This window comes from Corynebacterium sp. KPL1995 (assembly GCF_000477935.1).
Taxonomy (GTDB): domain Bacteria; phylum Actinomycetota; class Actinomycetes; order Mycobacteriales; family Mycobacteriaceae; genus Corynebacterium; species Corynebacterium pseudodiphtheriticum.
Window position 1 is genome coordinate 358,974 of sequence record NZ_KI515715.1, and the last position, 21,809, is coordinate 380,782.

Sequence of the window (21,809 nt, forward strand, 5' to 3'; positions counted from 1 at the left end):
AGAAACTTGAGTGATAGACACTCAATCCTAGACCTTGCCCTGCATCGCAGGATCCGGCCCGTTGCCGTTGACATCGACCACGCCCTTGGCCATGATCGCGCCACGCACCGGCATCCAGCCACCAAACTTGGCGGTCAGATACACGGCGATAGCAATCGCCAGCGCCAACCAACCCAGTCCAGCAGTCATTCCGTAAATCACCGCCAGCGGAGCCAGCACCGTCATACCAATCTCAAACGGACCGAAGCCCACATAAGCCACGCCGTATTCGGATAGGGTGCCGGACTTCAGCTTCGGATCGACGATCTTCAGGATCGCGATACCCGTTGCCACCGTCGCGGTTGCCCAGCCCCAACCGAAGATGCCGCGCTCCAGCCATGCAGCACCGAAGAATTCCGACGGGAACCACAGCAAGAAGAAGGTACAGAACACCGTACCCAGAACGAACAGCAGCAGCAGCGCTTGCCAGTAAGAAGCCACGGCAGCAGGAACAATTGCGGCAATACCGAAGGCAATCAGGTAGTCCGTCGATGCACCAGACACCGAAGACACGGTGTCTTTGTCCAAGTATTCTCCAGCACCAATACCGCTCATGATCGCACGGAAAATCAGGCCCACCACCAGGGACATCGCGAACAATGGGATGGAGACGTTCTCCCACAGGCCCTTGATACCGGCGTTGATGCCGTAGGCGGTCAGCACCGTCAACATGATAAAGCCCAGGTGCAGTGCGAGTGGTTCGATCGCCGATGGGTTGGTGGAAGCGCGACCAATCGATGGGCGCTCGCTGAGGTTTTTGATGTAGCCGCGACGCAGTTCTTCAGGTAGCTCACCAGGAAGCTGGGAGACTTTATTCCGACGGATACCCCAGTTACCAGCGATCACACCACCGATAATCGCGGCCAAGGTGCCCACGGTGGCGGAGGTAAAGCCCAGCGACGAAGCCTCGACCGCACCCACACCTTCCAGCGCGCCACCGACGGCCGCTGCGGTACCGAATCCACCGGTGAAACCGACCGGCAGCATCATGCCAAACCAGTCCGGAGTATCAAACACCGGCGCGAACAGGTATACGCCCAGCACAACGAACAGGCCCCATTGTGCGGTGAACATGAAGGTGGAATAGGCCCACATATTGCGCGCACCCTTGCGCACGGAGCCACCTAGTTCCATGGAATAAGCCATGGACGCGAACACCACGGCGATCAAGATTGAGGTATAGCTGCCCAGGTTTTCGGAAAACCCGACGATATTTAAAACGTTGGGCCCCAGCAACAAGCCCAGCAGACCAGCGGTGACTGGTGCGGGCAACAGCAGGTCCTGGAAGAAGAATTTGATGCGGTGGCGCAATACGTTACCGATAATCATCAGCAACGAGATAAAGCCAACGTCGAGCATGAGATCGTAAGCGGAAAAGCCTTCCATGAAACACCTGCCTTTACAGAGTGAGGGTGAACGAGATCCTGCGACACTTGCCTGCCCGGCAAGACAACATGTGATCTATACGAAGCCGAGCCTGATACGGCGATCAAAACACAGCACGAGGACGAGATGATCATAGTACCCATGCCGTAATTGTGCTACCCACCGCTATCCGCTACTCGCTCAGCGCTGACCAACCATCACTGCACAACCACCACAGTCCAGCCGGCCCACCCAGACCAGCACCGCACAGCCTGCCCAGCCTGGTCCGCGCGATATTGTGGAGGACATGACTATCCGGGATCTCGCCAGCCTCGCCACGCACCTGCGCGCCCACCCTGCGACGTTCCGGGATGCGGTGCACCGCCATTTTTTCGCAGCACTTCCCGACGCCCGCCAGTCTTTCCCCATGGATGCTGCCCAGGCACACCGCGGGCTCGCTGAGTCATTCGCTGCGGCCTTCGATGCCCCGGACCTCGATGAATACTTCGCTGACCTGGGGCGCTCGCATCGTCGGCACGGTTTCCCGCCGGATACCTACCCTATTTTCGCCACTGCCACCCGCCAGGCTTTAGCAGAGATTGATCTTGCCGACGACGTGTTACAGCAGGCCGGTGCGCTTGTCGACGACATCGTCGCGTTCATGTCCACTGCCGCGCATGAGGCCGATGTAGCCGGGATCCCACCTGCACACATGGGGCAGGTGGTCGATGTGGAGCGCGTTGATGCCCATACCCGCATCGTGCGTCTGGAATGCGGGCTGCCGGTCGATTATGAGCCCGGCCAGTATTTTTCTGTGGCGACCACATTGATGCCGGGTGTGTGGCGCACTTTGGCCGCTGCCCGCCCCGCTGATGGCTGCGGCACGTTGGAATTTCACGTGCGCGATGTCTCACAGCTTCCTGGCGCGTCGGGATATTCGCGGCGGTTTATGATGACGCGCCCCGGAGATCAGTGGACGCTGGGTAACCCGGCCGGCCAGCTGGAGCTGGATCCGCAGCGCGAAAGCCTCATCATTGCTTTTGGCACCGCGGTGGCTACCCTGCGCTGTTTATTATTCGCTGCTTTTGATGCCCACGGCGAGGAGCATGCCCCTGTGCAGGCGCTGGTGATTAATGATTTCCCCGGCCAGCATTATGAGCTGGCTACGCTTAACAGCCTGGATAACCTCACCCCGTGGTTGGATGTGCACGCGTTTGCCCGCCATGATTCTGACCCGCATTGGTTGAAGCCACAACGGGCCCGGCATCGCGAGCTGCAACGAGCGCTTGCCGACGGCCAGGTGCTTGCCGACGGCAACGACGACAACGGCAAGGACCCTGATTCATCTGCGAGCTTATCGGTGGAAGAAAACCCTGAAGAGACCATCGCTCACTACCGCGATTGGTCCGACCACGACGTGTTTGTCTTGGGCCCAGAAACTGAAGTCAACGGCATGCTGGAAGCATTCGCGGCAGCCGGATTAGACCCGGATACCCTGCAGACCCAGAGCTGGGGTCGCACGGGTGTGGATACCGCACCGACGGCGAAAAGCGAAACCCACCAGAGCTGATCCACCGAATTCAGTGACGCAGAAATACGGCTATAGCTGACTATCGCTTTTTATAGTCGGCTATAGCTCACGCGTGCCGCGCAGCACCGGTAATGCTTTCCGGGCTTTCGCTATTTCGCCAGCAATATCGTCGAGCTCCACATACAGGATCTCGTCGTCGTAACCAGCTTCGGCTAATAACTCGCCAGTAGGACTCAGCACCCGCGAATGCCCTAGCCCGGTCGGGCCGGATTTTTCCCCACCCTTATCTGCACCACCGGGGCGGGCTTGACCAGCCGCCAGGAGATACACCGTGGCATCGAGTGCCCGGGCGCTCGTCAACACCCGCCATTGCTCCAGCTTGCCTGGGCCGTCCGCCCAGCTAGTAGGCAGCACAACAAGCTCGGCGCCATCATCGGCCATCTTTTTAAATTGCTCTGGGAACCGCACATCGTAGCAGGTCGCTACGCCAACTTTGTGTCCCGCAACATCAACCACCACGGTGGTATCCCCCGGGTGCACGGTATCGGATTCGCGGTAGGCGAAAGCATCGAAGGTGTGGATCTTGTCATAAAACTCGCTGCTTCCGCCGCCTGTAACGAGGGCGGAGTTGTATACGCGGTTGATGGTTTTCCCGTCGACCTCCACCGTATCGGCGGGGCGGAACATGCCGACGACGGCTGTCACGCCGAGTTCGTCGGCAAGCGTGGTGATTTCTTCCGTGAAATACTCGGCATATTCCTGGGCGTTGCCGTCCAGGCGCCCGGAGTCGAAGGCTTGAAACGTCGCTTCTGGCAGCACAATCAGCTGCGCATCGTGGTCTGCGGCCTCGGTAATTTTATCTTTGGCCAGTGCCAGGTTCGCTTCCACGTCGGGTCCAGAGGTCAGCTGTACTAGTGCGATCTTCATGATGCCAGTCTAATCGCGCGCCACCGCGCTGTGTTGTGGATAACTCTTTTTATCCACAGGCATTGCTCGCACCGGCTGGCCACTATGCGCTATCCCGCGCAGACTCGCACCCATGAACTTTCTGCGATTCACCGATTCTGCTCTTGACCTACTCGCCACGCACGCCCGGCATCGATTCGCCCCGCGTATCGCAGATGCGACTGGCATCGGTTCCACCAGCGCGGCACACCCCACCAGCACTGCGGCTTCCACCCCAACCCTGGCTGCGCTGCGTCATGCGGAAGGCAGCTGGTATGACACCGCCGTCGACATTGATGACCAGCTCCAGGCCCACCTCACAGAGATGCGCGGAACCTTCTGCGCACTCGCGGAAGACGACGAGGCCATGGCGTATCACCTCAGCCACACGCTTTCGGCATCGAAAGGAAACTGATCATGGCTCTAAACACCGCACAGCCCAGCACCGCACAATCCAGCGCTGCGCAGCCCAGCGGCACCACTACCGCGCAAGAAATGTTCGCTGCCGCCACCAGAATCCGCTCCCGTGCCAGCACCCTCGAGCACGACCAACAGCAACTCTCCGGTGAAATCACCAGTATGTTGGGCTTAGAATTCGACGGCGATGCAGCCAGAGCTGGTATTGATCGTGCCCGTGAGATCATCGACACCATCACCACGGCAACGCGCAATATGCGCACCATCGCCGGGATCGTTGAAACCTTCGCCGGGCACATGGAATGGGCCGAGCGCCTGGAACGCATCGCGACCGCAACCATGAATGCGGTTCCTGCAGGCCCGGCGATATCACAGGTGCTGCGGGCCATCCAGCTCATCGGCAAAAGCATCGACGCCGCATGTGCCTTATCTATTGAGGCCGCTTGTTTCGGCTCGCAGCACCTGCCGCACCGTTTGGGAGATTTTTTGCCCTCCGCACTTGGCGGTTCCCGACCTGACGGTGCCGTCGACCTGGACATTGATGATATTCACACCATCCAAGCCTGCCGTGCGCCCGATCCACTCTTAGCGCAAACCGTAGATCACCCCGATCTGCGCTTGTTGGAAGTATCCGATAAGCACTGGGCAGGCATGGTCGGCCCGCCACCGGAGGAGACCGATAACCTGGTGGTATTCGTTCCCGGCGTGGGCTCGGACGGCAATGAAAGCATCGGCGGCCAAATCGAGCGCGCCCGCACCCAGGCAGCAGCGATGGGCGGCACGGGTATGATCTACGGCTACGATGCCCCAGATCAACTACTCAGCGGTACGTCTACAGGCGCAGCAAAAACCGCGGGGCCGCAGCTGCGGGAGTTTCTTGCCGACGTCGACCAGCGCTACCCCAACCACCACGTCACGGTCGTCGGCTATTCCTATGGATCGGTGGTGGTCGGCAACGCGGCTGGTGGCCCAGCACCGATGCGTGCCGACGACGTGTTATTCGTTGGTTCGCCTGGCACGGGTCTGGCCAGCACAGAAGAAATGAACCTGCGGGGTGATAATCCGCAGGTTCATGCTGCCCGGCGCGCACTAGATCCGGTCAGCGGGATGGCTTATTCCAATGGCGGGTTATTTGGGGTAAACCCAGCCGCACCCACCTTTGGTGCCCAGCCCTGGCCGGGGAACGGGATGCGCGATCACAGCGGGTTTTTCAATGATGAAGCCTACCTCGACGGTTTTGCAGAACTCGCGCGCCGCCGGGGCCTGGCAGGCCCAGAGTGACCAGTTTTAGAACAGACCGACGGGGTTTTCGGCATAAGAGACCAGCACATTCTTGGTTTCTTGGTAGTGTCCGAGCATCATCAGGTGGTTTTCCCGGCCCAAACCAGACTGCTTATAGCCGCCGAATGCCGAGTGCGCTGGGTAGTTGTGATATTGGTTCACCCATACACGACCGGCTTGGATATCACGTCCGGCACGGTAAGCGATATTGCCGTTGCGCGTCCACACACCACTGCCCAGACCGAAGTCAGTGTCGTTGGAGATCCTGATGGCCTCGTCGTAGTCCTTGAATGTGGCCACGGACAGCACCGGCCCGAAGATTTCTTCGCGGAAAATCTTCATATCGTTGGTGCCTTTGAACACGGTTGGTTCGATATAGAAGCCGCCGCCGATGACCTCGTTGACGTTGCCACCGATCAGGGTTTCTGCGCCTTCTTCTGGTCCGGACTTCAGGTAGGAGACAATCTTGTCCATCTGTTCCTGGGATGCCTGGGCGCCCATCATGGTCTCGGTATCCAACGGGTTACCGATCTTGATCTGCTTGACCCGCTCAAGTGCACGTTCCAGGAAAGCATCGGCAATATCTTCGTGGATCAATGCGCGCGATGGGCAGGTACACACCTCGCCCTGGTTCAGCGCGAACATGGTAAACCCTTCGAGGCATTTGTCCAGGAATTCGTCGTCTTTGTCCATGATGTCCGGGAAGAACACCGACGGCGATTTTCCGCCAAGCTCCAGGGTAACTGGGATGATTTTTTCTGCCGAAGCTTTGTTGATCATCTTGCCGACGGGTGTGGATCCCGTAAACGCGATCTTCGCGATGCGGTCCGACGACGTCAACGCCACACCGGCTTCGTCGCCGAGGCCGTTGACGATGTTGAGCACACCAGGTGGCAGCAGATCCGCGATCTTGTCCACCAAGTACAGGATAGAGACCGGGGTTTGTTCTGCTGGCTTCAATACGATGGCGTTACCGCTGGCCAGGGCCGGGGCCAGTTTCCAGGCTGCCATCAGGATCGGGAAGTTCCACGGAATGATCTGGCCGACGACGCCGAGTGGCTCGTGGAAGTGGTAGGCGACGGTGTCGTCGTCGATTTGTGAAAGGCGGCCTTCTTGGGTGCGGATAGCAGAGGCAAAGTAGCGGAAGTGGTCTACGGCCAGCGGGAGATCCGCCGCCAGGGTTTCGCGTACAGCCTTACCGTTTTCCCAGGTTTCTGCTACCGCGAGTTCTTCCAGGTTGTCCTCAATACGCTGGGCAATCTGTAGCAAAATATTGGAGCGCTCTGCCGCTGAGGTTTTCCCCCAAGCTGGCGCTGCCTTGTGCGCGGCATCCAATGCACGTTCGATGTCTGCTTTGGTACCGCGGCCGAATTCACAGAAAACTTTGCCGTTGACCGGTGAGATATTTTCCAGATATTGGCCTTCTGCGGGCGCTACCCATTCGCCACCGATGAAGTGGTCATAGCGTTTTTTGAAGTCGACGATGGAGCCTTCTTCGCCCGGGTTTGCGTACACGGTCATGAGGGTGACACCTTTCTTCCAGATGGTGCAGCCGTTGCAGCTAATGCGCGGTGTATTGCACATTTGCCCCGCACATTATGAATGCGGTCACAACGGCGTGCCGATGTACTACGACATCATAGCGTGATCTGGGGCACAAAGAAAGGTTTTGCAGAATAAAATATCCCCACAGAAACCAGAGGGTGGAAATTCACCAGGTTTCTGCGGGGTTATCAGGGGGCACGTTGGCTGGGCTAATTCCGGCGTCCACGCCCGCGGCGGGACGAGCGCGGTTCCCACATCACCACGGCAGAAGACCGCGGGACGTGCACCAACTCGCCTTTGCTTGCGTTCGCGGGAGCACGGTTTGCTGCGGAGGCAGCGCGCAGCTGTCCGCGCAATTCTTCCACTTCTGCCGCCAACGCGTCACGCTCTTCGGCGAGCGCATCACGTTGTTCGGTCAGTTCAATGATGGCTTTAATTCCGGCCAAGTTAACGCCATCATCTTGGGATAATTGCTGGATCTTGCGCAGCATCGCGATGTCACGCTGCGAATACCGGCGCCCACCACCACGGGTGCGCGCGGGTGAGACCAGCCCCATCCGGTCATACGTGCGCAGAGTTTGCGCGTGCATGCCGGATAATTCAGCAGCCACGGAGATAACGAAGACCTCGCGATATTCTTCACGGAATTCCTCGTGCGAATCGTTCGCCATGGTGTTGTCACCTCCTGTGGTCGCTTGTCGTTATTTATTCGGGTTCCCGGCCCAACCGGCGCGGGCATCGAAACCGGAATCTTTTTCTGCTTGTGCGTAGGTGCGCAAGCTGGATTTTGCAGCATCATCCAAATTCGTCGGCACCGTGACCTGTACTTTCACGTGCAAATCACCGTGTTTTCCCGAAGATTTCGGTATGCCGCGCCCACGAACCCGCAGGGTGCGGCCGTCAGCAGTACCTGCCGGGATTTTCACCCGAACCGGGGCATCCAGGGTCGGCACCGTGATCGTATCGCCGAGTGCTAGCTCCGCAAAGGACACTGGCACCGTGATCAGCAGGTCATCGCCTTCGCGGGAAAAGACCTTGTCTTCCCGCACGCTCACGGACACAAACAGGTCGCCGGATGGTTTGCCTTGCGGCCCAGCTTCGCCCTGGCCCGCCAAACGCACCTTTTGCCCGTCGACGACACCGGCCGGGATCCGCACGGTAATCGAACGGGTCCGGTTCACGGTTCCGCTTCCCGAGCAGGTCTCACAGGGGTCGGGGATCTTGGAACCAGTGCCGTCGCAGTTCGAGCACGGCTGGGAGAAGCCGAATGCTCCCCGGTTTTCACTGGTGTAACCGGTGCCGTTGCACTGTCCGCAGGTGGCTTGCTTACCGGATTTTGATCCGGAGCCGTGGCAGGTAGTGCACGGCGCGTTGCCCCGCAGCTCTAGCGGGATCGTCGTGCCTTTCGCAGCTTCTCGAAAGTCGAGCGTAATGGAGGTTTCGACGTCGGCGCCCCGCGTCGGCCGAGCTTGGTGCCCACCAGCACCGCCGCGGTTAAAGAGGCCGCCGAAGATGTCACCCAGACCGCCGTCTTCAAATGCTCCTCCAAATCCGCCAGCCCCGGGCGCCCCTCCCGAGAAGAAGCCGTCTTGGCTTTGCGACGAGCGGCGAAACCCGCCGGGAAAGCCGGCGCCTCCAAACCTGCCGCCCCCGGCACGCAGCATCGCTTTGAACTCGTCGTATTCCTTGCGCTTCTTCTCGTCGCCAAGCACGTCGTAGGCAGATGCTGCCGCCTTGAACTTAGCGAGTTTCTGCTCGTCGTCCGGGTTGGTATCTGGGTGGTTTTCCCGGGCAATTTTACGGTAGGCGCTACGGATTTCAGCTTTTGAGGCATCGGAGGAAACGCCTAGGTCCCCGTAATAATCCTTATCGGCCCATTCACTCTGGGACATGGTTCGTCCCCTCCTTCCTCATTGTTTACTGATTGTCGTCTGCCTGCGCGGACTCGTCCGCACTAGACTGTGCGCCTTCTGGATCAGCGATGATCACCATGGCGTTGCGCACTAGGCGGTCTCCCACCTTGTAGCCCTTACGCAGAACCGTGCCGACGACTTGTTCGCCACCGCTGGAGAGATCCTGCACAGCCTCGTGGATCTCCGGGTCAAAAGCCTCACCTGGTTCGCCGAAGGTCACCAGGTTCTGGCCCTTCAAGGTTTCGCGGAATTTAGATCCGAATTTCTCCAGTGGGGATCCTTTTTCCAGGTCACCGTGTTGCTTGGCCAGTTCCAGATCATCCAGGATTGGCAGCAGTGCGGACAGTACCGAAGCCTTCGCGGACTCAGAAACGCTCTGGCGCTCCCGGTCGCTGCGGCGGCGGTAGTTGGTATATTCCGCATTCAGCCGCTTGAGGTCATCAGTGCGTTCGTCCAACTCTCGCTGCAGTGCCTGTTCAGGAGTTTCGGCTTCTGCTGCTTCGTCTTCAGCAGTGCTGATTGGCTCTTCGACTTCATCAACCTCTGGTTCCACAGCGACGTCATCGGCCAGACCTTCCGCACCGGCTCCGCCGGATGGCTGCCCAGTTTCTTGCTGGGTTGCCTCGGCGGCATCCGCGGCGGCTTCTGCCTGTGCGGCAGAGGTAGCCTCCGGGTCGGTCGCGTCCGGGGAACCGGGGTTATCCGGCATCTCGTCCCGGTTGCTCATTTACTTGTCACCCTTTGCGTTCTCGTCGGAGTTGTCGGCATCGTCCTCGTCGACAACTTCAGCATCGACGACGTCGTCATTGCCGCCAGCCTGGCCGGCTTCACCATCAGCCTGTGCCTGTGCGGCCTCGGCCTCGTACATAGCCTGGCCCATAGCCTGCGATTCGGTGGACAGCTTCTCGACGGCGGACTTGATGGCCTCGATATCGTCGCCCTTCAGTGCCTCGTCGACGGCATCAGCGGCTTCGGTGACCTTGTTCTTGGTCTCTTCATCGATCTTCTCGCCGTTCTCGTCCAGGAACTTGCGGGTCTGGTAAGCAGTGTTTTCCGCGTTGTTGCGGGTCTCCTGCTCTTCACGACGCTTCTTGTCTTCCTCAGCGTGTGCCTCGGCGTCTTTCACCATCCGATCGATCTCTTCATCGGACAAGCCGGAGCCTTCCTGGATCTTGATGGTGTTTTCCTTGCCGGTGCCCTTGTCCTTCGCGGAAACGGACACGATACCGTTGGCGTCGATGTCGAAGGTGACCTCAACCTGTGGGACACCGCGTGGTGCTGGTGCGATGCCGCCGAGTTCGAAGGATCCCAGCAGCTTGTTGTGCTGCGCCATTTCGCGCTCGCCCTGGAAGACCTGGATCTGTACTGAAGGCTGGTTGTCTTCCGCGGTGGTGAAGGTCTCGGACTTCTTGGTTGGGATGGTGGTGTTGCGCTCGATGAGCTTGGTCATCACACCGCCCTTGGTTTCGATACCCAGCGACAGTGGGGTGACGTCCAGTAGCAGAACGTCCTTGACGTCACCGCGCAGGACACCTGCCTGCAGGGCAGCACCGGAAGCAACGACCTCATCCGGGTTGACGCCCTTGTTTGGCTCCTTACCGGTCATTTCCTTAACCAGTTCAGCGACCGCTGGCATACGGGTGGAGCCACCAACCAAAACGACGTGGTTGATGTCGCCGATACCCAAGTCTGCATCCTTGATGACCTGGTTGAATGGCTTCTTGGTGCGGTCCAGCAGATCCTGGGTGATCTTCTGGAACTCGGTGCGGGTCAGGGTCTCGTCCAAGAACAATGGGTTCTTGTCACCGTCGACGGTGATGTATGGCAGGTTGATCGATGCCTGCTGCGCCGAGGACAACTCGATCTTGGCTTTTTCAGCAGCCTCACGCAGACGCTGCAGGGCCATCTTGTCCTTGGTCAGGTCAATACCGTTGGACTGCTTGAACTTCTCTGCCAACCAGTCGACGATGCGCTGGTCCCAGTCGTCGCCACCCAGGCTGTTGTCACCAGCGGTAGCAACTACCTCAACGACGCCGTCGCCGATTTCCAGCAGGGAGACGTCGAAGGTGCCGCCACCTAGGTCGAATACCAGGATGGTCTGCTCTTCCTTGCCTTTTTCCAGGCCATAAGCCAGTGCAGCGGCAGTAGGCTCGTTGACGATACGCAAGACATTCAGGCCTGCGATCTGGCCGGCTTCTTTGGTGGCCTGACGCTGTGCGTCCTCGAAGTAAGCAGGAACAGTAATAACAGCGTCGGTGACGTCTTCACCCAAGTAGGATTCCGCATCCCGCTTCAGCTTCATCAGGGTGCGAGCCGAGATTTCCTGTGGGGTGTACTTCTTGTCGTCGATTTCGGTAGTCCAGTCAGTACCAATGTGGCGCTTGACCGAACGGATGGTGCGATCAACGTTGGTAACCGCCTGGTTCTTAGCGGACTGACCAACCAGGATCTCGCCGTTCTTTGCGAAAGCGACGATCGATGGGGTAGTGCGAGCACCTTCCGAGTTCGCGATAACCTTCGCTTCTCCGCCTTCCAAGACGGAAACAACGGAGTTCGTGGTTCCGAGGTCAATACCTACTGCGCGTCCCATTACTGAATTCTCCTTAGTGCGAATTGTGCGTTCGAATTACTTGAAATTACTGAACTTGATTGCCAGTGACTCAACTACAAGCGAGACTGTAGCAGACGGTTTTTCGTCATGCCAACTTTCTTGCGTCAACCTCACTCATATTTCATGACTAACCACACTCAAGGTTTATTCCCGTCAGGAGAAAAGTCGCTAAAACCTGCACCACAAGGACGCAAAAACCGCGCCGAAACCCAGGAAAAAGGGTGAAAAATCACACGTTTCTAAAATTCCCATCACAGTCAGAAGTGTGAGTAGAGTAGCCGATAGGTGGCATATCTAAATGCCATATTTTCTGAGCATTAACGCTTCTCAAATACGCACGAGCGCCCGAAGTCAGCCTGATTTCTTGGCGCTTCTGGGGCCGATTGAGACTCAACACCTGAGAAGGATAAATAATGACAGCTAACAAGACTGCTTATACTCCCCCACAAGACAGCCAAGACGTCGAGGCTTGCGTCGACGCTGCAGTAGAGCGCGCGCATGAGTGGCTGAAGGTCACCAAGGGCGAATCCTCGCGTTCCACTGAGCAGCTCGCAGACATGGTGCGTGACCCGGATGGTGTCAGCTTCACCATGGACTTCGTCGACCGCGTCATGCGCCCAGAAGACAATAAGGTAGCCGCAGAAGCACTGGCTGAGCTGGCAGAATCCCCAGAATTCCTGAGCAAGATCGATGCCCTCATGGTCGGCGCCGGCGGCTTTTTCGGCCCAATCCTGCCTAACCTGGTTATGCCGGTCGCTCGTCGCCGCATGCGCCAGATGGTCGGCCACCTGGTGTTGGATGCAGAGTCCGACGCCCTGAACAAGATGCTGGACGACGCAGCTGAGCGCGGCCAGGATCTGAACCTGAACCTGCTGGGCGAAGCCGTACTGGGTGAAGAAGAAGCCAAGTCCCGCTTTGACCGCACCATGGAATTGGTACGCAACCCACGCGTTACCTACGTTTCGGTCAAGGCTTCTTCGCTGTGTGCCCAGCTGAACCACTGGGATCACGATGGTTCCGTGGAGCGATTGAAGGACCGTCTGCGTCCGATGTACCGCGAGGCCATTAGCCGCAAGCCGCAGGTCTTCATCAACCTGGACATGGAGGAATACCACGACCTCCACCTGACCATCCGCTTGTTCAAGGAACTCCTTTCCGAAGACGAGTTCAAAAACCTGGAGGCTGGCATCGTCGTCCAGGCATACTTGCCGGATGCTTTCGAAGCTTTGCAGGAACTTGCAGAATTCGCAGTTGAGCGCGTGAAAAACGGTGGTGCTCCGATCAAGGTGCGCATCGTCAAAGGCGCCAACCTGTCGCTGGAGCGCGTTGAGTCCGAGGTACACGGCTGGCCACTGGCCCCTTACCTGTCCAAGGCAGAAGTCGATGCCAACTACATCCGTCTGCTGGACTACATCCTGCGTGAGGAATATGCCGACGCCATCCGCATTGGTGTCGCTTCCCACAACCTATTCACCATGGGCTTGGCCGTAGAACTAGCCGAGAAGCGTGGCGTATCCCGCCAGATCGATGCCGAGATGCTGGCTGGCATGTCCCCAGCACAGGCCAAGGCTGTCCACGACGTCGTCGGTCGCCAGATCCTGTACACCCCAGTTGTGCACATGAAAGACTTCGACGTTGCCGTGTCTTACCTGGTACGTCGTCTGGAAGAAAACGCCGAATCGCAGAACTTCCTCTATGCTCTGTTCGCGCCGGACGAAGCCAGCGACAAGGGCAAAACCCCAATGCAAGATCAGCAGGAACGCTTCCATGCCTCCGTGCGTGATCGTTGGAAGACCTTCGCCGGCCAGCGTCGTCAGCAGGACCGCAACAATGAAACCGGCCGCCAAACCCCGAACACTGGCCGTTTCATCAACGAGCCAGACACCGACCCATCTCTGCGCGCGAACCGCGAATGGGCTTTGGAAGCTTTGGCGTCCAACCCAGGCGAGCACGGCGTCAAGTCCGTCACCGAAACCTCCGAGGTTGATGAGGCCATCAACACCGCAGTGGGTCTTGCCGACGACTGGGCAGCCCTATCCGGCGCTGAGCGCTGCGAGGTCCTGAACTCCGTCGGCGATGAGCTGGCAAAAGCCCGTGGCAAGCTGATTTCCGTCGCTGCGTGGGAAGCTGGCAAGGCCGTCGATCAGACGGACCCAGAAATCTCTGAGGCCATCGACTTCGCTACGTACTACGGCCAGCAGGCTATCGCGCTGGATCGTACCCAGTCGGTATTCACTCCGAACAAGCTGACCGTCATCGTTCCGCCATGGAACTTCCCAATCGCGATCCCAGTCGGCGGTATTACCGCTGCCCTGGCTGCTGGTTCCGCGGTCATCATCAAGCCTGCTCCGCAGGTAGTGCACTGTGCAAAGGTCGCCGTCGACGCCGTGCGCGCCGGCCTGGAAGCCGCTGGCCAGAACCCTGACCTGGTGCAGCTGGTCAACGCCGACGAGGGCGAAGCTGGTAAGCACCTGATCTCGAACGACAAGACGGATGCTGTCGTTTTGACCGGCGCCTCCGATACCGGTGCGCTGTTCCGTTCCTGGAAGCCGGAGATGAACATCTACGCCGAGACTTCCGGTAAGAACGCCATGATCATCACCCCGGCCTGCGACCCAGACTTGGCTGTACAAGATCTCTACAAGTCCGCCTTCGGTCACTCCGGTCAGAAGTGCTCGGCATCTTCGCTGGCGATCTTGGTTGGTTCGTTGAAGGATTCCGACCGCGTTAAGAACCAGCTGGTCGACGCCGTCAAGACTCTGAAGCCAGGCTTCGGCACTGACATCTCCGTCACCATGAACGGTCTGGTCGAAGAGCCAACCGAGAAGCTCTACCGCGGCCTGACCTACTTGGAGCCTGGTGAGAAGTGGCTGCTGAAACCAGAGAAGCTGAACGAAGAAGGCACCCTGTGGTCGCCTGGTATCCGGGACAACGTGCAGCCAGGTTCCTGGTACCACCAGAACGAGTGCTTCGGTCCAGTCCTGGGCATCATGTACGCCGAGACCCTGGAAGAAGCCATCGAATGGCAGAACTCCACTGGCTATGGCCTGACCGGCGGCATCCACTCGCTGAACGACGACGAAGTCGAGTACTGGATGGAAAACGTCGAGGTTGGTAACGCTTATGTCAACCGCGGCATCACCGGCGCTATCGTGCAGCGTCAGTCCTTCGGTGGTTGGAAGAACTCCGTGCTGGGACCTGGCGCGAAGGCTGGTGGACCAAACTACGTCCGTCAGTTCGGTACCTGGTCCGAGGGCAAGCTGGAACACCACAAGGTGGAAATCTCCCCACGAATCACCCGTCTGCTCAAGGACCTGTCCGAGCGCTTGGACTCCCAGCTGTCTGACGACGACATCAACTGGCTGTGGCGCGCTGCCGAGCTGGATGCCAAGAACTGGCACAACGAGTTCGGCCGCTCCAACGACTACACCGGTCTGGTATCGGAGGCCAATATCTTCCGCTACCGCCCATTCTGGGAGCGCCTGCGCGTGCGCGTCGGCAAGGGTTACAAGCCACGCGAGGTAGCACGCCAGATCCTGGCTTCCGAGATCACCGGCGTGAAGCTGAACATGTCTGCAACCCGCGAGATCGCCGAAGAGCTGCAAGACATGGGCTTCGAATGCCAGGTCGCTAACACCAATGAGTTCGCTGCTGAGCTCGGCGGTGTGCCATCGACCCGCGTGCGTGCTATCGGTGAGGTAGAGCCAGAGGCTTACCGTGCGGCCGTGAAGTCCGAGTCGGTCATCATTGACTGGGAAGTTCTTGCCGACGGCCGTCGCGAGCTGCTTCCTTACCTGCTGGAGCAGGCTGTGTCTGTGACGATGCACCGCTTCGGCATCGTCCGCCCAACCGGCCACATCCAGCGTTAAGTTCACGCGCTAAGTTAGCTGCGTAGACTTCGCAACGCCCCGGTACCCTCCGGGGCGTTTTTGTTTGCCCTAGTAAGTTATAGTCAACGTTGTGACTAACCACGATGACGCTTCTGCCAGTGCCAGCAGCGAAGGCCAACCAGCCGAAATGGCATCACGCCCTGCCAGCCCGGCCAACCAAATCACCGCGAATGATGGCGCGGCACCGGAGCCCGGGCTGAGCAATATTACGCCAGACCGGAAAACCCCTGTGATAGTCGAGGATGTAGACCGCTCTGTCATTTGGGCACGTGATGGGAAAACTATGGCGGCATGGGCATGGCGAATGATTATCTCTATCGCTGCCCTGGCGCTGGCTCTGGTCATCGTGTACTTCGCCTGGCGGGCGATCCTTCCCGCGATTCTGGCAGTTTTGGTGACGTCCTTGTTGGCACCAGTGGCGAAGCTGCTGAAGGCGGCGAAATTTCCGCCTGCAATAGCCGCTTTAACCACGTTGTTGGGTTCTATCGGTGCAGTCGTCGGAATTTTTGCCGCGATGGGCCCGACCATCCGTTCCCAGGGCTCTGCGCTGGTCAATGAGGCGGAAAATGGCGCGCGCGAACTGCTGTCCATGACGGACCGGCTGCCATTTGAGGTAGACGTCAGCAAGGTTTCGGAATTTTCCGATAGCATTGTGAAATTCTTGCGCAATCAGTCTGGCACTATCGCTTCGGGCCTGGTCTCGGGCGTCTCGGTGGCCGGCACGCTGGTAATCACCATCGTGATCATGTTTGTACTGACGTTCTTTTTCCTCAAAGACGGTTCGAAGTTCCTGCCGTGGCTGCGCCAATACACCGGCCACGATATCGGCTGGCATGCCACGGAGTTACTGACCCGCGTCTGGAATACCCTCGCAGGTTTCCTCCGTACCCAGGCGGTGGTTTCGTTCGTCGATGCCATCTTCATCGGTTTGGGCTTGTGGATCCTGAATGTGCCACTGGCATTTGTATTAGCGACAATTACATTCTTCGCTGGCTTCATCCCCATCATCGGCGCTATTACTGCCGGTACCTTAGCCGTCATAATCGCACTGGTGTCCAATGGTTTGACCAATGCTCTGCTGGTTTTGGGCTTGATTATTTTGGTGCAGCAGCTGGAAAGCAATATTTTGCAGCCAGTACTGCAGTCGCGCTCGATGGGGCTGCACGCCGCAATCGTGTTGCTGTCTATCACTTTGGGCTCTGCTCTAGCTGGCATTATTGGTGCGTTCTTGGCAGTGCCAATTGCCGCTACCGTCGCGGTGATTATGCGTTACCACTCGGAGATGGTGGGGCTGCGCGCCGGTGACCTGACCATCGACGACATTGAAATTGCCTCGAGTGAGGACGACGAGGATGCGAAGTCGTCGTTATCTGCTTTCGTCAAGGTAAAACAATCACTCACGGATATGGTTGCTCGTGCGCGCAAGACTCGCCAAGCAACTCAGTAGCCGCTCAGTAGTTAAGGTCGGCACTATGACAACTCATGCATCGACAACTCGTACATCGATAACTCGTGCATCTCGTTCTGGCCTGCCGACGATTCTCCTCGACTGCGATCCTGGTATCGATGATGCCTACGCGCTGTTTTATCTGTCTGCACTGCACCATGCACGCGAAATCAATCTGGTCGGGGTGACCACCACCGCCGGAAACACAACGGTAGAAAACACTGCCCGTAATGCCGCGTGGGTGCTTGGCCACTGCACGCCCACTGCGCCTCGGGGTGCGCCAGCAGGTGCAACGTCAATGCATGCGGCCGCAATCTCCCCAGTCCCTGTTGCTATGGGCCACCCCGCCCCGCTAGAACTCGAGCTGGAGACCACCCCGGAAACCCACGGCCTGACTGGTTTGGGTTATGCCACCAGCACCTGGCCGGGGACCGCGGACAGTGATACTCCTGGCCACGGGGTGCGCTTGGGCTCACAGTGGCAGGAAGTCTGGGAGCATGCGCTACGTACGCATGACGACGTCCACCTGGTCGTTACCGGCCCTGCCACCAATGCCGCAATATTTGCGCAGGAGCACCCAGAGCTGTTCGCGAGGTTTTCTGCCATCACGGTGATGGGTGGTTCTCTCAATTATCCGGGCAATACGACCCCAACTGCCGAGTGGAATTTCTGGGTCGACCCCCACGCGGCACAAAAGTTATTCGAGGTTGCCCCCGTCCCGGTCACCCTGTGTTCCTTGGGCGTTACCGAGCAGATGCTGCTCACCCCGGCACGGCTGCGGGAGCTACAAAATCAGATGCCCGACACCACGTGGTCTGGACTGCTTGAAGAAATCACACGGTTTTATTTTGAATTTCACGATGGCGTCGGCGAAGGCTACCAGGCACAGATTCATGATTTGCTCACGGTCATGATCGCTGTGGGTGCAGTAGATACCATCAGCACGAAAACGCGTGTGGCCGTCGAGGCGGAATCCGAGCTGTTCCGGGGCACCAGCGTCGCAGATTTTAAAAACCATTGGGGCCAGGAGCCCAACGCTCGGGTGATCCGCGCGGCTGATATTTCGGCTGCTTTCGCCGAGCTCAACCGTGCAGCACGATTGACTGCTGGTTACCTGCGCTAGCGGCACGGGGAATTCGCTATAGGGGGGGCGCAACCCCTGACGCCCGGAACCACGCCGGCCGAACCCTGCCGACCAGCATAAATAAGCTCACCAAGTTCACTGCTGCCGCAGTCCACAACGTGCTCTACACTTGGTTGCATGAACTCGCAGGATCACGGCCACAACGAGCACGGATACAACAAATACAGCGCCTACGATAACGACGGGCTGCCGAAGCAGGATTATTCGAAATACTCGAACAATTCCGGTTATTCTTTCGATACTACTAACAATGCTGGGAGCTATGCTGGGGACTATTCCGCGCATGATGCCGGACAGTACAGCCCTGCACAGCACAACAACTATGGCTACCAAGGCCAAGGTATGCAGCAGAATATCCAGTATGGTGATCCGCAGCTGCCGTACCCTGGGTACAAGCAAAAATCTATGTTGTTGTCCGCGCTTTTGGCCTTTTTCTTAGGCACGCTCGGCGTACACAATTTCTACCTGGGTAATAAGCAAAAGGGTATTATCCAGTTGGTGATGCTCGTGATGGGCTATGCAACAGCAATTATTTTGATCGGCATCCCGGTGCTCTTGGCTCTGCATCTCTGGGTGTTCGTGGAGTTTATTCTCATTCTGACCCGCAGCGGTGGCTACGGCACTGATAATAATGGCGTGCCGCTGGACTAGTTCTCGCTAGGAACCGCTACACTGTTGCACGATCAAGTCGTCCTTCGGCACGATTTGTTGTCCGCCCTCCCGAGGTGACATAGGGATACCAGGCGGATTTGCGTGTGTAAAAAGCATCGGCCCACCGCAGCCTGTGCATTGTTGATCCGCTAAAAGTTGATCCGCTAGAAACGAGTATTCATGTCACCTGCGAAATCTTCGTCCTCATCTTCCCCCTCTTCCCGCTCCTCTGCCGGGTCCTCTCCCCAGTCCCCTGTCAGTCCCACTCGTAACGCACTGATCCTGCGCTGGTTGGGTATCTCCGCCATTGCCGCAACCTGGCTGATCCTAGTCTTTGCGCGCCCGACGGAATGGGAATCTGTCGGCTCCACCGCCGCGTTGTTCACCATGGGCGGATACTTGCTCGGCACTGTTTTGCTGCTGATTTCCACCGTGCCGTATATCCCGGCGCGCACACTCGCGATCATTCCGGTGGCGTTGGTGCTTAATATTCTCGTCGGCCAGATCATCGGCGCTTCTGGTATTCCGCTGTACCTCGATGCCGTCGGCACGGTGCTCATCGCGGCTCTCGCCGGGCCATATGCGGGCTTGGCGACGGGCGCTCTCAGCAACCTCATCTGGGCTTTGCTTACCCCTGCTGCCCTGCCATTCGCAGCGGGTTCGGCTGCAGTCGGCTGGATGTCCGGTGTGGCCATCCACAAATTCGGGGCATTCCGCCAGCTATGGCGCCTGATTGTCTCTGGTGCGATCATCGGAATTATCGCTGGTGCGATCGCCGCACCCGTCGCGGCCTTCGTCTACGGCGGTACCGCGGGTGTGGGTACCGGCGCGGTGGTGTCCTTATTCCGCGAGATGGGCCAGTCGCTGTTGGCGTCGGTGACGTTACAGTCGTTCATCTCGGACCCGCTGGATAAGATTTTGGTGCTGCTCATTGTCTGGGCCGCCTGGAAGGCATTGCCGAAGCGCACCCTGCGCCAGCTGCTTCCGCCGCAACACCGCGATGAAGCAGAGCACAGCTAGTACGGCTCAGGTGCCCGTCGGCAAGCCAGTGCATTTTTTGCACCCGCTCACGGTCATCATTATTGGCGTGTCCGCGTGGGTGGCCGCATTGTCTATTTCCTGGCCGCTGCTGCATGCCGCGATCATTGCCTTGGGTTGGCTCGCGGGTATTGCGGGCTCGCGCAGCTTAGCAGTCCCGGCGACGTCCATCGCGTTATCCATTCCCGCGGGGTTGTCGATGCTGCTGGTGCACGCCCCGCACGGCGAACACCAGATCGCACCGTTGCTCACTTCCGACGGGCTGGTTACCGCAGGTGAACTCGCGCTGCGCTTCTGCGCGCTCATGACTGCCCTGCTGGCGGCCATGGCGAATGTACACATCCCGGATCTGCTCAAAGCTCTCCAGCACCTCGGCCTGCACCATTCCGTCGTCTATGTTTTAGGCGCCTCCTTACAGCTGCTCCCGCAAGCCAGCGCTTTAATCAGCGAAGTCGCCACCGCCAACCGCCTGGCTGGGCGCAAAGTCACCCTCACCACCGTGATTCCCCGCATGATCATTCCCGTGATCACCCGTCTTTTAACCCGGGGTGCCGACCGTGGAATCGCTCTTCAGGGCATGGGGTACGACGCACCTGGCCGGCGGACTGTGCTTTACCCGGTCCGCGCACACCGCTGGGAGATCTTATTGCGACTCATCTTCCCCGCCGCAGCCATCGGGTTGGTGGTGCTCGCATGGATATAAACGCGCTACACCGGCAGGTCTGCACCGAAAAATTTAGCCACATCATGCTTGCCGACGACCACAGTGCCGACGACCGCGGCGCCGAAAAGCACGGTACCAAGACCAATGACACCGCAAACAATGATGCCTGGCAGATCGCCCACGCTTATTACGAGTTTCTGCGCGGCGACCCCGCACCGGCTCCCCGTGTTGTGGTGCTGGGTTATGAGATTGGCTCGATGATCTCGCACCAGCGCGACACGGTCATTGAAGAAATCGCGCAGCCCATGGAGCAGCAGGGGATTGCAGCTGCAGACATGGAACCACACTGTCGAGAAATTTTGCACCAGCTCGGGCTCGAAGAGTTCGCGCACACCCACCCTGCGCAGCTCTCGGGTGGGCAGACCCGGCGGATGCTGGTGGCCAGCTTTTTAGCGGCCCGCCCGGATATCATCATCGCCTGCGAACCCACCGCCGGGCTGGATCCGGATTCGGCCCGAGCGGTTATGGTTGCGTTACGCGAGTTCGCAGTAAGCGGCGCTGGGATGGTGTTGTGCTTGGATTATCGGCACGCCGCAGATCGCAGCAGCCTGGGCCTGGCTCGGATTGCACCCGGCGCCATCGTCGCGGAGTGGTCCGGAATCCGCGCCCGTCGTCGCACACCAAAGCGGCACTGGTGGCAGTTTGCGAAAACCACTAATCCCGCACGCGAGTTTTCCAGTGCGCCGGTGGATCTCCAGGCTCGTGCCGGTACGGTGTGCTGGTTACGCGGGGATAATGGCGCCGGAAAAACCACCTTGCTGCGCCAACTTGCTGGCATCAGCACAGATACCAACCCCCACACCAGCCCAGACACCAACCCAGATGCCCACGCCGCGCCCAATATCAAAGCAACGGTCTCGCTGGCTTTGCAGGATCCGGCAGCGCAGGTGCTGGATGCGTCGGCAAGCGCCATGCTGGACGACGACACACTCTGGAAAATCATCAGCCCCCGCCCGGACACCACCACGCACCCTTCCCCAGAGTTCACCGGCGATACCCATCCGTTGGATCTCAGCCCGTCACAACTGCGCTTGCTGCAGGTGGCCGCGGTGATCGCGCAGCGTCGGCAAGTGGTGTTGCTCGATGAACCGGATGTGGGACTCACCCCGGCTGATCGCAGGCGGCTGCATGCGCTGTTGCACGAGTGTTTGTCCGGTGGAGCGGCGGTGATCATGACCTGCCACGATCCCTCGTTGTTGCAGGATGTGGCAACGTACGCTGAAGTTACTGAAGCAAAAATCGGGCGAGCATCCGGCTAGGGCATAGGG

17 protein-coding genes are annotated in these 21,809 nt (G+C 58.8%); 10 read left to right on the forward strand and 7 right to left on the reverse strand.

Translation table 11 applies throughout. The annotated features are described in order from the left end of the window. Nucleotides 1-27 precede the first annotated feature (27 nt). On the reverse strand, nucleotides 28-1,425 hold the full coding sequence (locus tag HMPREF1292_RS01615; RefSeq protein WP_023018447.1) for a sodium/glutamate symporter: 1,398 nt from the start codon (nucleotides 1,423-1,425) through the stop codon (nucleotides 28-30). A 286-nt stretch (nucleotides 1,426-1,711) separates the two neighbouring features. On the opposite strand from HMPREF1292_RS01615, the gene HMPREF1292_RS10325 reads away from it, so the two are divergent. Then, nucleotides 1,712-2,974 (forward strand): hypothetical protein, encoded by a 1,263-nt coding sequence (locus HMPREF1292_RS10325; protein WP_023018448.1) that lies wholly within the window; start codon nucleotides 1,712-1,714, stop codon nucleotides 2,972-2,974. A 60-nt stretch (nucleotides 2,975-3,034) separates the two neighbouring features. On the opposite strand, the gene HMPREF1292_RS01625 is transcribed toward HMPREF1292_RS10325, so the two are convergent. Next, nucleotides 3,035-3,862 carry a carbon-nitrogen hydrolase family protein gene (locus HMPREF1292_RS01625; protein WP_023018449.1) on the reverse strand — a complete coding sequence of 276 codons (828 nt, stop codon included), beginning with the start codon at nucleotides 3,860-3,862 and terminating at the stop codon, nucleotides 3,035-3,037. Nucleotides 3,863-3,974: 112 nt separating this feature from the next. Between HMPREF1292_RS01625 and HMPREF1292_RS01630 the strand changes: the two genes are divergently transcribed. Beyond that, nucleotides 3,975-4,295, forward strand: coding sequence for a hypothetical protein (locus tag HMPREF1292_RS01630; RefSeq protein WP_023018450.1), 321 nt, complete (start codon nucleotides 3,975-3,977; stop codon nucleotides 4,293-4,295). Between the two features lie 2 nt (nucleotides 4,296-4,297). Then, nucleotides 4,298-5,578, forward strand: coding sequence for an alpha/beta hydrolase (locus HMPREF1292_RS01635; protein WP_023018451.1), 1,281 nt, complete (start codon nucleotides 4,298-4,300; stop codon nucleotides 5,576-5,578). A gap of 6 nt (nucleotides 5,579-5,584) precedes the next feature. On the opposite strand, the gene HMPREF1292_RS01640 is transcribed toward HMPREF1292_RS01635, so the two are convergent. The 5 genes from HMPREF1292_RS01640 to dnaK form a co-directional block, all read right to left on the reverse strand. After that, the gene (locus HMPREF1292_RS01640; RefSeq protein ID WP_023018452.1) at nucleotides 5,585-7,099 is read right to left on the reverse strand and encodes an aldehyde dehydrogenase family protein; all 1,515 of its coding nucleotides are present in this window, start codon (nucleotides 7,097-7,099) and stop codon (nucleotides 5,585-5,587) included. A 233-nt stretch (nucleotides 7,100-7,332) separates the two neighbouring features. Further along, nucleotides 7,333-7,794 (reverse strand): heat shock protein transcriptional repressor HspR, encoded by a 462-nt coding sequence (locus tag HMPREF1292_RS01645; protein WP_021351978.1) that lies wholly within the window; start codon nucleotides 7,792-7,794, stop codon nucleotides 7,333-7,335. 30 nt (nucleotides 7,795-7,824) lie between these two features. Continuing rightward, on the reverse strand, nucleotides 7,825-9,015 hold the full coding sequence (dnaJ, locus tag HMPREF1292_RS01650; protein WP_021351977.1) for a molecular chaperone DnaJ: 1,191 nt from the start codon (nucleotides 9,013-9,015) through the stop codon (nucleotides 7,825-7,827). Between the two features lie 25 nt (nucleotides 9,016-9,040). Beyond that, nucleotides 9,041-9,763, reverse strand: coding sequence for a nucleotide exchange factor GrpE (gene grpE, locus HMPREF1292_RS01655; protein ID WP_023018453.1), 723 nt, complete (start codon nucleotides 9,761-9,763; stop codon nucleotides 9,041-9,043). Next, entirely contained in the window at nucleotides 9,764-11,626 is a 1,863-nt protein-coding gene (gene dnaK / locus HMPREF1292_RS01660; RefSeq protein ID WP_023018454.1) for a molecular chaperone DnaK, read from the reverse strand. Between the two features lie 434 nt (nucleotides 11,627-12,060). On the opposite strand from dnaK, the gene HMPREF1292_RS01665 reads away from it, so the two are divergent. The 7 genes from HMPREF1292_RS01665 to HMPREF1292_RS01695 all read left to right on the forward strand — a co-directional run bounded on the left by HMPREF1292_RS01665 (nucleotide 12,061) and on the right by HMPREF1292_RS01695 (nucleotide 21,800). Beyond that, nucleotides 12,061-15,516 carry a bifunctional proline dehydrogenase/L-glutamate gamma-semialdehyde dehydrogenase gene (locus HMPREF1292_RS01665; protein ID WP_023018455.1) on the forward strand — a complete coding sequence of 1,152 codons (3,456 nt, stop codon included), beginning with the start codon at nucleotides 12,061-12,063 and terminating at the stop codon, nucleotides 15,514-15,516. A gap of 91 nt (nucleotides 15,517-15,607) precedes the next feature. Next, nucleotides 15,608-16,984 (forward strand): AI-2E family transporter, encoded by a 1,377-nt coding sequence (locus HMPREF1292_RS01670; protein WP_023018456.1) that lies wholly within the window; start codon nucleotides 15,608-15,610, stop codon nucleotides 16,982-16,984. Between the two features lie 25 nt (nucleotides 16,985-17,009). Next, entirely contained in the window at nucleotides 17,010-18,107 is a 1,098-nt protein-coding gene (locus HMPREF1292_RS01675; protein ID WP_023018457.1) for a nucleoside hydrolase, read from the forward strand. A 138-nt stretch (nucleotides 18,108-18,245) separates the two neighbouring features. After that, complete coding sequence (locus HMPREF1292_RS11335) at nucleotides 18,246-18,779, forward strand: NINE protein (protein WP_021353211.1); 534 nt, start codon at nucleotides 18,246-18,248, stop codon at nucleotides 18,777-18,779. Between the two features lie 297 nt (nucleotides 18,780-19,076). Then, complete coding sequence (locus tag HMPREF1292_RS01685; RefSeq protein ID WP_084521382.1) at nucleotides 19,077-19,799, forward strand: glycosyl transferase family 9; 723 nt, start codon at nucleotides 19,077-19,079, stop codon at nucleotides 19,797-19,799. Next, the gene (locus HMPREF1292_RS01690) at nucleotides 19,780-20,520 is read left to right on the forward strand and encodes an energy-coupling factor transporter transmembrane protein EcfT (RefSeq protein ID WP_023018459.1); all 741 of its coding nucleotides are present in this window, start codon (nucleotides 19,780-19,782) and stop codon (nucleotides 20,518-20,520) included. The genes HMPREF1292_RS01685 and HMPREF1292_RS01690 overlap by 20 nt, the downstream gene beginning before the upstream one ends. After that, complete coding sequence (locus HMPREF1292_RS01695) at nucleotides 20,511-21,800, forward strand: ATP-binding cassette domain-containing protein (protein WP_023018460.1); 1,290 nt, start codon at nucleotides 20,511-20,513, stop codon at nucleotides 21,798-21,800. Before HMPREF1292_RS01690 ends, HMPREF1292_RS01695 begins: the two co-directional genes overlap by 10 nt. The last annotated feature ends 9 nt before the right edge of the window (nucleotides 21,801-21,809 follow it).